Here is a 12,616-nt window from a genome sequence, read left to right as displayed (position 1 = left end):
TATTTTTTTATTGTAATTGTTTTTGAAACAGATACTCCGCATACTCCAGATCTTCCGGGGTATCAATATCAACTTTTGCAAAAATATGATTTACTTCGAACGGAAACGCATTTTCTGAAATAATAATATCATTCCGAATCAATGATGCTTTTGTGATGTATATTAATCCGTTTTCAAAGAAAAGAGGTTCTAAATCCTGGCTTCGCTGGCCAATGGCATAATTAAACGGAATAAATTTATTGCCTGCTATTTTTCCAAATTTCTGATGATTTCGGGTCACTGTAAATAAACTGTCCAGGTTTTCCTGCTGATATACTTCAAAAGCTTCGACTAACAAATTCTGTGGCCGTAACGGATTCGTAGCCTGAAGTAAAATTACGTTTTCGACATTATTACCTTCAAGAGATTCTAAGGCATGTCGTAATGCCGAAACAGTAGGCTCCAGATCACCCGAAATAGCAGCTGGCCTGTCAATGACTTTCGCTCCAAACTGCAGTGCTGTTTTTTTTATTTCTTCACTATCTGTTGACACATACACCTCATCAATTACAGTGCTATTCTGCTTCGCATATAAAATAGAATGTGCCAACAAAGGCAGTGTTCCAAAAAGCTGAATATTTTTATCCGGAATTCTTTTTGAGCCTCCGCGAGCCGGTATGATAGCTATGGTTTTCATTATTTTTCGTTTTTATCAGGCTGGATTTTCAGAAAGTGTCAGCGCTTTTTGCTTTCCTTTTACTATCTTCAAAATTGGTTTTTCGATATAAAGATAGGTTATTGAGGAAACCAGGATCAGTACACCGAATCGTATCAGAAGAGCAAGGTTCAAATCCTCAATATGAAGGTATTTATTAATCCTGTAGTTGCTTATAAAAAAACATACCGGATATTGAAGAATGTAAATTCCAAAACTAATCTCTCCTAAAAACACCAATATTTTATGCTGAAATAATCTGGTAATTAATCCTGTGTTTAGCGAAATTAGAATGATTATAGGCATTAAGAGTAATGCTGAGGCACTATTAAAATTGAGTTGAAATGGAAATTTTAATGCTAAAAGCACCAGACCCGTAAGCACAAAAATCAATAGATCATAATTCCTTTTTTTATGCTGGAGGTATTTTATAAAAAATAATCCGGCCAGATTTCCAACTAAGAATTGATGAAGGTGTAATAAGGGATTGTATCGTAAAAACTCACCTGTGTAAATGGAATCGCTTTCTCCAAAATAGGCAAACAGTACACTGGTTACGATTTGAATGAAAATCCAAAACGAAATAATATAAACGGAGAACCTCTTAATGCTTATTTTCTGATAGACTTTATTAAAAACAAAAGGAAAAACGGCATAAAACAAAGCCTCTACTGACAATGACCAAGCAGGAAAATTAAAGGAAAGAGCCTTTCCCGGAATCCAGGCCTGAATCATGAAAATATTTAGAAAAAAACCTAAAAAGTCAAATCTCCGATCTATCAACTGTACAAAAATAACCAGAATGATGGCAAAAAAGTATAACGGATAAATTCTTGCGAACCTATTTCTGTAATATTCCGTGAAGGAAACAAAAGGTTTGTTGCCATACGCAATAATCATTACAAAGCCTGACAATATAAAAAAGTAACTGACCCCAATATTGGCATTTTGAAAAATAAAGGACAAGCGTGCGTCATCAATAAAAATACTTCCTCCCCCATAAGAAAGATGAAAATTGAAGTCGCAGCGATAAATCGGGTAAAGGTCAATTGGTCTATTCTCATACTATACTTACACTATCTTTCTTTCGATATAATTTATTTCCTGTTTCTGGCTGTATTCGGGAACTCCTAAATTGTTACAATGATTCACTTTTTACAGGAAGGACCGCTTTGTTTAAAGTCTTTATTTTATTTTGAATGGGTTTTTCAAGATACTTATATACTACTGCCGAAAAGACAATCAGGATCAAAAGTCTGATAAAAAAGACAATTGTAGGATCATTTAAATGCAGGTATTTATTAACACTGTAGGCACTTATTAAGGAATAAACAGGATGCTGCAAAATATAAATTCCAAAGCTTATTTCACCTAAAAATACAAATATTCTGTTCCTGAATAATTTCGTTATCATGCCATCATTTAAGGAGATAAAAAAGATTAGGGGAATAAAGAGTACACTTAGCAATCCGTCATGAAAATTTAAACCGAACGGAAATTTTAATGCCAAAATCAACAAAGCTGCAAGGATCACAATGATAAAATCATAATTCCCTTTTTTCTCTTTCAGACTCTTTATAAAAAAAAGTCCGGCAAGGTTTCCGACAAGAAACTCATTGAGATGCATTAACGGATTGTATTTCAAAATATCCTTAACCACAGTAAACTGATTTTCATCGTAAAGAAAAAAGAACAGCTGAAAAATGACCTGAGTCAAAAGCCAAAACAAAATGATATATACAGCAATTTGCCTTAAGGTTACTTTTTTAAAGATTGTATTGAATGCAAAAGGAAATATGGCGTAAAACAATAATTCAACAGACAAAGACCATCCCGGCGGATTAAGGGAAAGCACTTTACCCGGAACCCAGGCCTGAATCATGAAAATATTCAAAAATAAACCCGAATAATCGATGTTTTTTTCTCTGAATTGCAGTAAAAGCATCATCAGTATTGCCAAAAAATAGACCGGATAGATTCTGGCCATTCTGTTTCGCAAATAATCTCCGGCTGAAATAATGGTTTTATTTCCGTAGGCTATGATCATTACAAAACCGGATAAGATAAAAAAGTAACTGACACAGACGTCGGCGTTACGAAATATAAAAGCAATACTGTCATTTTTGAAAGGAAAACTTTTTCCACCATAATGAAAAACAACAACCGAAACTGCTGCAAGAAATCTGGTAAAGGTTAACTGCTCTATTCTCATAAATTCAATTGGATTGTCTGCTAAAATCTGGATTTTGCCTGATTAATAATCTGATTCATTTTTATGTTCCAGTCCTCCATAGCGTACAATTCATCCGGAACTTCAGGAAGTTTGGTACTTCCCCCTAAAAACTCATCTATTGCTGTTTCCCATTCAGCAATAAAATGCGGATTTTCGATTAATTTCCCGAGTTTTCCATGCTGCAAAACTTCGGGAACACCGCCCATGGCAGATGCAATACAATAATTTCCGCAATGTAAAGCTTCTATGAGACTCATGCCGAAACCTTCCTGGCATAAAGTAGGGAAAAGATAGCAATCTGAAGCCTGATAATATTTTGGGAGTTCATCATTTGGAATTTTACCCAAAAAAACCACTCCCTCCATTTTGGGCCTTGGATCACAACCAATGACTACTAATTGGATATTATTTTCGAGCGAATATTTTTTTTGCCAAAGTTCTAAAATTAAATGCAGCCCTTTTTTCGGACGATCTTGTGAACACCAGATAAAGACTTTCTTATCTCCAAAACCTAATTGTTCTTTTAGTTTGATTTTTTCGGTTTCGGAAACTTTCTTAAATCTCTTTGTGTCAATGCCGTTATTTAAAACCGAAAAATGGCCCGGCAGTATATTAATGCTTTTTTTATGCACTTCATAACTCGCTTTTGTAAGTACAATGATTTCGTCAATGATTTCATAAAAATCATGGCCTGATCCTGATTTTACAAATGGTGCAAAACCATGGTAAAAGAACTGAATGTAACATTGTTTATCGATTCCTTTCGCAATAAGATATTTATTTAAGGCTTTAACCATTCCATAATTGTCAACAATCTGGATAATGTATTTTTGACCGGGAACAATTATTTTATCAAGAGCCTGAAAATATTCCGGATTTTTACGCTTCAGAAACTTACGCTGCAATTTGTGCCAAAACGTAAGTTGTGTAAAACTGTACTGTATTCCTTCAAATAAATGCTCCGGTTCAGGACAGACAATACAATCGATTTTGTGATTGTGCTCTAAATAATTTTTATAAAGGGTCGTCCAGCTTCCAATTTTTGCAAAAGGAAGAGGTGATTGGGAAATCAGGATTACTTTTATAGCATTATTCATATTTCTGAGTATATTGCAGCACTTCTTCTTTGGAAAGGCCTTTTAGTTTAAGGCAATAATACCATATTTTTTTTTGTGTAATGATTCTTGAGAACACTTTATATTGTAATAAAAATGCCATTTTTGATGATTTGACTTTTCGCAAAACAATAGGTTCATTTGGAAAGAAATCATTGGGCTGTATTTCCTCTAAGGCTTTCTGCATCCATTTCTCCTCTACATTTCCTAAATGGTACGCAAAATTATCCGCTGTTGAAAGTCTCCACATTCCTTTTTGAACCACCGGAAAATCGAGTAATTTTGCTTCGCTGTCACCACCAAGCATAAAAGGAGAGTATTTGGTATCAATATTTTCGAAAACTTCTTTTCTGTAGGTTGTCAAAAAATGTCCTGCTCCCGGAACAGCTTTAAAATTGCCATTATTAACGGTAAGATATTTTTCAAGATGCACACTACTGTACATATTCGGTTTTCCAACACTGGCTGCGAAATTTCTTAACGCCTCAGGGTTTTTAACTTTTGTAAAACGAAGTGATTTTGAAAAGAGAAGTTCAAACCAGATATTAAATGTATAACTTTTGAGGGATCTTGAAGAGGGTGTCGGGCAAACTGCGCCTGTTTTTGGAAAATTCTCAAAAACAGTGTAGGTTTCTTTTTGCCAGTCTTTTAAAAAGAGTACATCACAATCTGCAACCGTTACAAATGCAAAATCATGCCCCGAAATACCTTTCAGCACGGCATTTAGTTTTCCGATATTGGTAGCATTTATGACTTCCTGTATTTTTCCTGTTTTTTGAAGACCATTTAAATATTCAGTCACATCCTTATTACTGCCGTTATTTACAACTGTAAGGTATGTTTTTTGATGAACTGTCTTCTGTAAAGATTCAAGGCAATACTGCAAAATCTTAAAACTATCTTTAAAATAACCTTCCTGATCAGGTATATACACAGGAATTACAACCTGATGAAAAAAATCATTCGGCTCCTGAGGTTTGTCTTTATTTGGGTTAAAGCCTATTCGCATTTAAGATTTTATTTCAAGATTTTGGTATAAAGCTATTACTTTTCGCTGATTAACGTGATAGTCTAATTTTTCAATGGCAATTTTTTCATTTAGTTTATTCGCATTTTCCAGCATTGCTTTATTTTCAATTGCCTGAATAATCAGCTCCGCAATTGCATCAATGTTTTCGGGATCCTGTATTAATAAACCATTACTTCCATGTGTAATAATTTCTGCCGAAACATTACCCGGGTTAGACTGAATGGGAAAGGCTCCCATAACGATTGCTTCAAGCATGGTGTTTGCCATACCGTCTGAAATATTGTTTCCAATGTATAAGAGAGATTCTCCCATTAATTTCATTACCTGATTTTGCGATAATTCATCCCTGTCAAATATTCGAAAGGGAAGTTTATTTTGCTCGACATACGCTTTGATTTGTGCATGTGCTCCAAAAATAACGATCTCATGATCCTGCAGCAGGGAGAGATTTTTCTGTAGTGCTTTTACAACGTTAAGTGCTCTGCCGAATTTATGCTGGTACCCTTTTAAAAGGATTATTTTTCTTTCTGAAAAAGGCAATTTAAGAGGATCCAATTCTTCTAATTTGTAGCCGGTTCCTCCCGGAATTACGCCGAGATGCTGGCCCTTAAACCCTAATTCTTTTGCGATCTGATAATCTCTCAGACAATCTGTGTGTATGAAATTTATTCTCGAAAGTGCATTCCTGATTTTTAGAAGGTGTTCCTTATTATTTTGAAAGTAAAACAAGTCACTTCCCCAACAGGAATAGATCCATTTGATTTCGGGAAATTTATTCATCGTTTTTACGATTGGATACGAGCAGGACTGCATCTCAAAACTATGAATTATATCCGGAGAGATCTCTTTAATAATTTTTTCAAGGGCTTCATTTTCGGTTACCTCCAGAAAAGGACGGATGAACGAATACAATCCCGGTCTTTTTTTAGAAAGAAAATATTCTCCTTTGATATGGGGAATTTTTCTTTTTGAGGTTTCCAACAATTGCCGGACCGTTTCTAAAGTCTCCAATTTCCCTCTTCCCAATATATCATACCAATACAACTCAAAAGAAGTATCTTTTAGATTTTCAATCCAGCGAATGACATGGATGGACGGCATGGAGATAAAAAGAATTCTCATAAAAATTTATAGCCTTTTTTAAACACAGTGTACAGAATGAATCCAAAAGAGGTGCTGATGACCGCCTTAAGATCCAAAAGCTCAATTTGTCTTAGTTGCAGTTCCTTAAAAAAATAGTATTTATTTTTATTATTATCAATCATTGCAATCTTGTAAAAATAGTGATGCCTGTCTTTTATAAAGAGTTTTAATCTGCTATATTGTTTCCTATTCTTTACTAATTTCAAATGCTTCTCTCTCGCATTAAACTCCGAAAGTATTTCTTCAAAGTTTAATTTTGCTAATTCGTGAGACAATGACTCCGCATGGATTCTGTATAAAACATAAGAGGAGTCCATATAGGTCAACTTAGGATCCGCATAAAGCATTCTCAAATTAAAATCCCAGTCATCGAGGTTTTTGATTTCCGGATCAAAAAGCATTTCCTGATTCAACAAAAAATTTCTGTTCCAAACGGGCCCTGAAACATAAAATGCTATGTTACCGACTAAATAATCTTCAATAGTAGTATCGGACTGGATTTTATTTTGTTTTAGAAAATTGCCTGTTTCTAAAGCTACAAAATTCAATTTGTAGATTACAGCATCCAGATCAGGATTAAAATGCCTGCTAAATTCTTCAAAAGCATTTGGTAAATAAATATCATCACTATCAAACCAATTTACAAAATCGCCTTTACTTTTCAGGAATCCAAAGTTTCTGCAGGAATTTGCTCCTTTTACTAAATTTTCCGGACGCCGATAAAGTTTAAAACGGTCATCCTTCTTTATAAATGCTGAAATGGTTTCCCAGGTAGTATCTGTACTATGATCATCAACTATAATGCATTCCCAATCGGCAAAATTTTGGGACAAGATACTGTTCAGTGTTTCTTCAATCAGATGAGATCTGTTAAATACCGGAATTATCACAGAAAGTGAAGGCTTGCTCATTTTTTACTTTTGAAGATTTTTTTTAGGAATCGAAAAGGTTTGAGAATGCTGTTTCCTAATTTGTAATCAATGGAAGTCAGTCTCTTAATTTCGTTTGTTTTATACTTCAAAGTCCTTTTCTGCAAAAACGCTATCGTCTGATCAAAATCCTCTATGTACAATTCTTTGTGTTTATTGAGTACGTATTGGTAGTTCTCCTCTTCATGCAGGAGATTTGTAATTTGCAGCATTGAATTTTCTTTCTTTCTGTAATTAAAAAGAAATTCCTCTATGATGTATATTTTCCAGTTTCGTTTGGTTACCGAAATCCAAAATTCCCAATCTTCATACCCCTTTCTCATTTTTTCGTCATATCCGCCCGCATCAAGCCAGCATTGTTTTCTAAAGAGTGAATTTCCAACGGCACTGTTACCATATAAAAAATCACCGATAGATCCGCCTTTTGGACGGTATTTGAATATGATTCTGTTTTTATCGACAAAACATTGCGTAAAACAACCTACAACACCAACCGAACGATCTGATTCTAAAACCGGAACGGCTTTTTCTAAGAAAGAATTTTCAAAAAAATCATCGGCGTCTAAGGTTAGAATATACTCCCCCTGAGCATTTGCAATTCCTGCGTTTCTTGCAGCGCTTAAACCTTTATTTTCCTGGGTAATCAGTTTTATTTTGACATGATTAAATCCCGATAGAATCTTTTTGGTTGCTTCATCGGATCCGTCATCAACAATTATGATTTCAGTATTCTCATAAGATTGGTTTAAAGCCGAGTTGACGCTTTCTTCAATATAGGCTTTGTCATTATAACAAGGAATAACAATCGAAACCAGTTTAGAATTTTCCATTTTTCTATTTTCTTTTAAAGCCAAGACCTTTTATAAAACGAAAAGGCTTTAATATCTTATTTCCTATTCTGTAGTCCATTGATCCACGAAGATTATGACAATTCATTTCTAAAATTTCCATTTGCGAAAAAACAGTATTTATCATCACCTCCTGATTATTGACCAGTACATCTTTATGTTTGATATAAATATATTTCCACAAATCATATTTATGAAATTTATCGGCCTGGGAATTTCTCGAATTGGGTTTGTCTCTGTAATGAAAAAGGTATTCCTTTATCACTTTTATTTTCCAGTTCGCTTTGATCAGACCAACATGAAAGTCCCAATCTTCGTAGCCTTTCTTCATATTTTCATCAAATCCTCCAATAGCAGCCCAACATTTCTTTCTAAATAAAGAATTTCCAATGGCGCTATTATTAAAAAGAAAGTGGCCTGCGTCTCCTTCTTCTGAAATAATCTCATCTACAACTCCATTTTCATTAAATATATAGCCATTACAAGTAACTAATCCCACATTCGATTCCTGATTAAAAACGAACATCGCTTTTTCGACAAAAGTAGCATCAAAGTAATCATCGGCATCCAGTGTGAGAATGAAATCTCCTTTAGCATGCCTTATTCCGTTGTTTCTTGCAGAACTCGGGCCGGCATTTTCCTGATATAAAATGGTTAAATTTTCCTGTTGTATCTTTTTAAGAAATTCTTTTGTTTCTCTGCGTGATCCATCGTCAATAATAACAATCTCAATATTTTGATACGTCTGATTATTAACAGAGTCAATTGCTTCCTGAATGTATACATGATCATTGTAACATGGAATAATTACAGATACTAAACTATTTATATTTGATTCCATATCGCTATACTAAATATTTCTTTCCTGTTTGCCTGTTCTTTAAAACACTCGCCTCTAAACTTTTTTTATCTATCAGTTTATACTTGGTTTTATAGATTGTAAATTCATCAAATTTAAACTTTAACAAACTTAACAACGCTTCTTTCAGAAAATGTCTTTTCAGGGTATTGATTTTTCTAAAGTCTTCCGAATTCACATTCGCAAATTTAACTTTAATCCTGTTTAAAAATTTATTGTAATAATTTTTGGAGCCTTTTGGAAAATCAACTTTAAAATTATTACCGCTGTCGTGTTTTATAATCGTTGCGGTTGTAATTCCAATTTTTAAATTATGATACAATACTCTCTGGCAAAAATTATCATCTTCTCCATACAGGAAAAATAGAGGATCAAATCCACCCACAATTTCGAAAGTTTTTACTGGTAAGAACCAGGCTGCCGCATTTATCATTTCTACCGGATAAAGCTCTTTCCTTTTTTTATCCAAAACAAAATCAGAAATCAGAGCTGAACATTGCTGGTTAATGTAATACAGAAAACTTAAGTCTAATGAAGAATTGTCTCCGTTGGAATGTATGGGGCTTATTATTCCATAGTCAGGATTTTTTAATGAAATCGCCAGGAGCTTTTCTATTGTATCTTTTTCGATAACCGTATCCTGATTTAATAAAAAAATAAAATCACTGTTTAATTCAAACGCTTTTGCTATCCCGAGATTATTTGCCCGTCCAAATCCTAAATTCTCTTTGGACTCGATGAGTTTAATTTTTTGAAAATATGTATTCTTTAAAAATTCAACCGTATTGTCGGAACTACAATTATCAACAATTATAATTTCCGGCAATTCCGTATTACCCAGGATAGATTCGAGACAATTCTCTATCCACTTCATACCGTTGAAAGTGACTATTACTACACTTGTTTTCATTTGTTAAAAAACTTATTAAAGAAGTATTTTTCTAAAGTAAAAATCGTTTTTATGGAGGAGCTGAATTGCAAAATGGTAAACAAATAGATCAAACTCTTCTTTTTGCCTAAAAATTGCAGACAATACTCTATGTATTTTTTGCCGGCAAAAATCTCCTGTTCACTATTCGAATTATTACGTTTTAATTGCTGACGGTATTTTTTATGAAACACTATTGCTGACAGCAACCAATTTTTATTTAACTGACCAATAGAGAAATGTTCTATCAGAATTTTTTTGGTTACTCCAACTTTTTTGTTTTTTTCAATTACCGCACAGGATAAATTTAAATCGTAGCAATGGAATCCTTCTAGTCTGGTATCGAATACAATATTTAAGTCCTTTTTTAAAGCCATAAATACGCCATCAATAACAACTGCCTCAGTGATATTTTCATTTTCAAATCCAAAACATTCCCTTCTTACATTTCCCTTTTCGTGCTGAATTATATTAATTGCTTTGTATTGGTCTTCACAATCCCACCAGCCGGTTGGAAATTGGGTTTTAACTCTTGAACCTGCAATTCCAATAAGGGCATAATCAGTATTTTCATTAAATTCTGATTCCAAAATCATTCCCCAATTTTCAGTGTGAAATAAAATATCATCGTGAATAAAGCATAAGATATCTCCTTTGCTTTTCTGAATACCTGCATTATACGCCTCGAAAATTGAATATCTGTTATTCGAATTATCAATTATCACAAGCTCGAAATCACTCCCGATGGTATTGCGGATGTTATCTTCAAATTTCGGATCGATTTGATTTTTTCGGGAACATACAATAATAGAAATCATTCCTTATTTTTCAGATTTAAATATAAAAACAATCTTTTCTTCAATCTTCTTACATATTTATTTTTCATAATAAAGGTCTTCGGAATCATGATAAGATATTTAAACCAATTACCATATTCTTTATTTTCAAAGAATAGTAATGCTTTATTGTACTTGATTTCTTTAACAATTTTGGCATTTACAGCAATAATATTCCAATAATTGGAAGACTTATTTAGCTGCAAAAATTCCTTCATATTAGATCGCATGACAATATCTAAGTTCAACAATCTCATTTTATCGTCAGCTTTCAGGGCTTTTGCAATTACACTTTGACAGTGATAGCGGAAGTTATTTAATTTTTCAGGCGTGAATGCTACTTTATTGTTGAGGAGTAGTTTAAAGTAAAAAATCCAGTCACCGCAATATCGCAACTCCTTGTCTACTGTAATATACTCTGAAATATTTTTTTGATATCTAAAAATAACGGCACTTGCATTTGGAATAACATTTTTATGAATTAAAAATTTCTCGACAAATACAGTACCTTCCATTACAAATTTCCTGTCGAATGCTGAGTTATCCAAATTTAAAGTATAATCCAGCCAGCTTCCTGTAATTTCATCTAATTCATTGATTTTATTTGATTGTGCATACGATAAAACAATTTTTTCATCTTCAATTAAAGGCTTGATTAATTCCTCTATTAAATTGTGTTTACAACTATCATCTGATTCAGCAATCCAGATAAAATCTCCTTTCGCCAATTGTATTCCTTTATGCCATTGTATAAATGTATTTCCTGAATTTATCTCATTAAAGACACAATGACTTACTTTAGGATTTTTAGCATATTCAGAAAGAATTTCCCGGCTGTTATCAACGCTGCAATCGTCTAATAAAATAACCTCAATATTGGAGTAACTCTGATTGAATATACTCTCTAACCTTCTTTCAAGAAAATTAGCATGGTTAAAATTGGGTACAATTACAGAAACAAGAGGATTCATCTTTTTGTTATTTTCCTTTTCAGCCTACGGTAAAGAATATATATTAATTTTCTTGTAGAGTAATTATTTACTGCATTTTTTTCCAGACATAAAACCGGTGCATATCTGTTCATTACATCATGTAATGCCTGATAAATTTCCGCTTCATATTTGAAATTATAATATTCGTTTATTCTAAAATATAAATTGGCCCTGTAATGAATCATTCTTAAATCTTTGTGCGTCACAGATACTCCCAAACCAAAAACCCTGTAAACACTCATGATTTCCTTAAAAAGAAAGAATTTTCCAAATTGAAACAGATAAGACGCAAGTGCAATATCCCCGCTTTGAACTTTTAAAAAGTCATATGGAAAAACATTGTCTTCTTCCAGAAATACATTCTTAAATACAATTGATGCAGTAGGAATATTCCAATGATACAACAAACCGTATAAATTATATTCATAATCAATCACTTCAAGCTCCTGATCAACAAATTTATTTTTACCGTTTTCAAGCGTAAGGAATTGGCAGCGATGAAAACACATTACATATTCCGGATTTGCTTCTAAGAAAGCAACTTGTTTTTGCAGTTTTAAGGGGTCCGTCCAATAATCATCGCCTTCACAAACTGCAATAAATTCCCCTTTACTGGCTTCCAAAACAAACAGGGAATTGGGCATCATTCCAATATTTGAGTCATGTTTTATATATCTGATCCAACTTCCTCTGGGATGATTTTCAATAATTGACTTAACAATTTCATCTGTTTTGTCGGGTGATGCATCATTAGAAATAAGCAATTCAATATCAAAATCAATTTCCTGCATAAGGACACCATTTATTGCTTCTTCAATAAATTTCTCATGCCCATAAGTAATCATGCATACCGTTACTTTTAGATTTTTCGACATTGGTTACTATTTAAATTATGGGTTATGCTATTTGGGAAAATTAGTAAATCTATTAATTCAACTAACTTCAAAAGGATTTATAAGCTGTTAAAATAAAAATATAAGTCTAAATTATTTATACGTTTGGATGCTGG

General features: G+C 33.2%; 13 protein-coding genes. All 13 read right to left on the bottom strand.

Translation table 11 applies throughout. The features are described 5' to 3' along the window. Positions 1 to 7: 7 nt before the first annotated feature. The 13 genes from EV142_RS13575 to EV142_RS13515 all read right to left on the bottom strand — a co-directional run bounded on the left by EV142_RS13575 (position 8) and on the right by EV142_RS13515 (position 12,482). Complete coding sequence (locus tag EV142_RS13575; RefSeq protein WP_132036410.1) at positions 8 to 676, bottom strand: acylneuraminate cytidylyltransferase family protein; 669 nt, start codon at positions 674 to 676, stop codon at positions 8 to 10. Positions 677 to 691: 15 nt separating this feature from the next. Further along, positions 692 to 1,609 (bottom strand): acyltransferase family protein, encoded by a 918-nt coding sequence (locus EV142_RS13570; protein WP_371311643.1) that lies wholly within the window; start codon positions 1,607 to 1,609, stop codon positions 692 to 694. 223 nt (positions 1,610 to 1,832) lie between these two features. Continuing rightward, positions 1,833 to 2,906 carry an acyltransferase family protein gene (locus EV142_RS13565; RefSeq protein ID WP_132036408.1) on the bottom strand — a complete coding sequence of 358 codons (1,074 nt, stop codon included), beginning with the start codon at positions 2,904 to 2,906 and terminating at the stop codon, positions 1,833 to 1,835. Between the two features lie 20 nt (positions 2,907 to 2,926). Beyond that, positions 2,927 to 4,024, bottom strand: a complete 1,098-nt coding sequence (locus EV142_RS13560; protein ID WP_132036407.1) for a glycosyltransferase family 4 protein — start codon at positions 4,022 to 4,024, stop codon at positions 2,927 to 2,929. After that, positions 4,017 to 5,051, bottom strand: coding sequence for a glycosyltransferase family A protein (locus tag EV142_RS13555; RefSeq protein WP_132036406.1), 1,035 nt, complete (start codon positions 5,049 to 5,051; stop codon positions 4,017 to 4,019). The genes EV142_RS13560 and EV142_RS13555 overlap by 8 nt, the downstream gene beginning before the upstream one ends. Next, a complete protein-coding gene (locus EV142_RS13550; RefSeq protein WP_132036405.1) occupies positions 5,052 to 6,194 on the bottom strand; it encodes a glycosyltransferase in 1,143 nt (380 codons plus the stop codon). After that, positions 6,191 to 7,126 carry a glycosyltransferase family 2 protein gene (locus EV142_RS13545; RefSeq protein ID WP_132036404.1) on the bottom strand — a complete coding sequence of 312 codons (936 nt, stop codon included), beginning with the start codon at positions 7,124 to 7,126 and terminating at the stop codon, positions 6,191 to 6,193. Before EV142_RS13545 ends, EV142_RS13550 begins: the two co-directional genes overlap by 4 nt. Continuing rightward, complete coding sequence (locus EV142_RS13540) at positions 7,123 to 7,974, bottom strand: glycosyltransferase family 2 protein (RefSeq protein ID WP_132036403.1); 852 nt, start codon at positions 7,972 to 7,974, stop codon at positions 7,123 to 7,125. Before EV142_RS13540 ends, EV142_RS13545 begins: the two co-directional genes overlap by 4 nt. Positions 7,975 to 7,978: 4 nt before the next feature. Then, positions 7,979 to 8,833, bottom strand: coding sequence for a glycosyltransferase family 2 protein (locus EV142_RS13535; RefSeq protein WP_132036402.1), 855 nt, complete (start codon positions 8,831 to 8,833; stop codon positions 7,979 to 7,981). A gap of 4 nt (positions 8,834 to 8,837) precedes the next feature. After that, the gene (locus EV142_RS13530; protein WP_132036401.1) at positions 8,838 to 9,761 is read right to left on the bottom strand and encodes a glycosyltransferase family 2 protein; all 924 of its coding nucleotides are present in this window, start codon (positions 9,759 to 9,761) and stop codon (positions 8,838 to 8,840) included. After that, a complete protein-coding gene (locus EV142_RS13525; RefSeq protein ID WP_132036400.1) occupies positions 9,758 to 10,597 on the bottom strand; it encodes a glycosyltransferase in 840 nt (279 codons plus the stop codon). The genes EV142_RS13530 and EV142_RS13525 overlap by 4 nt, the downstream gene beginning before the upstream one ends. Further along, positions 10,594 to 11,586: a glycosyltransferase family 2 protein gene (locus tag EV142_RS13520; protein WP_132036399.1), complete on the bottom strand. Its 993-nt coding sequence runs from the start codon at positions 11,584 to 11,586 to the stop codon at positions 10,594 to 10,596. Before EV142_RS13520 ends, EV142_RS13525 begins: the two co-directional genes overlap by 4 nt. Continuing rightward, entirely contained in the window at positions 11,583 to 12,482 is a 900-nt protein-coding gene (locus EV142_RS13515; protein WP_132036398.1) for a glycosyltransferase family 2 protein, read from the bottom strand. Before EV142_RS13515 ends, EV142_RS13520 begins: the two co-directional genes overlap by 4 nt. Positions 12,483 to 12,616 lie beyond the last annotated feature (134 nt).

Origin of the sequence: Flavobacterium circumlabens, from assembly GCF_004345565.1 — a bacterium.
GTDB lineage: Bacteria > Bacteroidota > Bacteroidia > Flavobacteriales > Flavobacteriaceae > Flavobacterium > Flavobacterium circumlabens.
The sequence above is the reverse complement of the archived record's forward strand: the minus strand, read 5'-3'. Positions and strand labels throughout refer to the sequence as shown.

Excerpts from the sequence above, each read along its gene's own strand:
- EV142_RS13560 (WP_132036407.1), bottom strand. The coding sequence starts at position 4,024 with ATGAATAATGCTATAAAAGTAATCCTGATTTCCCAATCACCTCTTCCT.
- EV142_RS13555 (WP_132036406.1), bottom strand. The coding sequence starts at position 5,051 with ATGCGAATAGGCTTTAACCCAAATAAAGACAAACCTCAGGAGCCGAAT.
- EV142_RS13540 (WP_132036403.1), bottom strand. The coding sequence starts at position 7,974 with ATGGAAAATTCTAAACTGGTTTCGATTGTTATTCCTTGTTATAATGAC.
- EV142_RS13565 (WP_132036408.1), bottom strand. The coding sequence starts at position 2,906 with ATGAGAATAGAGCAGTTAACCTTTACCAGATTTCTTGCAGCAGTTTCG.
- EV142_RS13515 (WP_132036398.1), bottom strand. The coding sequence starts at position 12,482 with ATGTCGAAAAATCTAAAAGTAACGGTATGCATGATTACTTATGGGCAT.
- EV142_RS13575 (WP_132036410.1), bottom strand. The coding sequence starts at position 676 with ATGAAAACCATAGCTATCATACCGGCTCGCGGAGGCTCAAAAAGAATT.
- EV142_RS13520 (WP_132036399.1), bottom strand. The coding sequence starts at position 11,586 with ATGAATCCTCTTGTTTCTGTAATTGTACCCAATTTTAACCATGCTAAT.
- EV142_RS13530 (WP_132036401.1), bottom strand. The coding sequence starts at position 9,761 with ATGAAAACAAGTGTAGTAATAGTCACTTTCAACGGTATGAAGTGGATA.
- EV142_RS13535 (WP_132036402.1), bottom strand. The coding sequence starts at position 8,833 with ATGGAATCAAATATAAATAGTTTAGTATCTGTAATTATTCCATGTTAC.
- EV142_RS13550 (WP_132036405.1), bottom strand. The coding sequence starts at position 6,194 with ATGAGAATTCTTTTTATCTCCATGCCGTCCATCCATGTCATTCGCTGG.
- EV142_RS13545 (WP_132036404.1), bottom strand. The coding sequence starts at position 7,126 with ATGAGCAAGCCTTCACTTTCTGTGATAATTCCGGTATTTAACAGATCT.
- EV142_RS13525 (WP_132036400.1), bottom strand. The coding sequence starts at position 10,597 with ATGATTTCTATTATTGTATGTTCCCGAAAAAATCAAATCGATCCGAAA.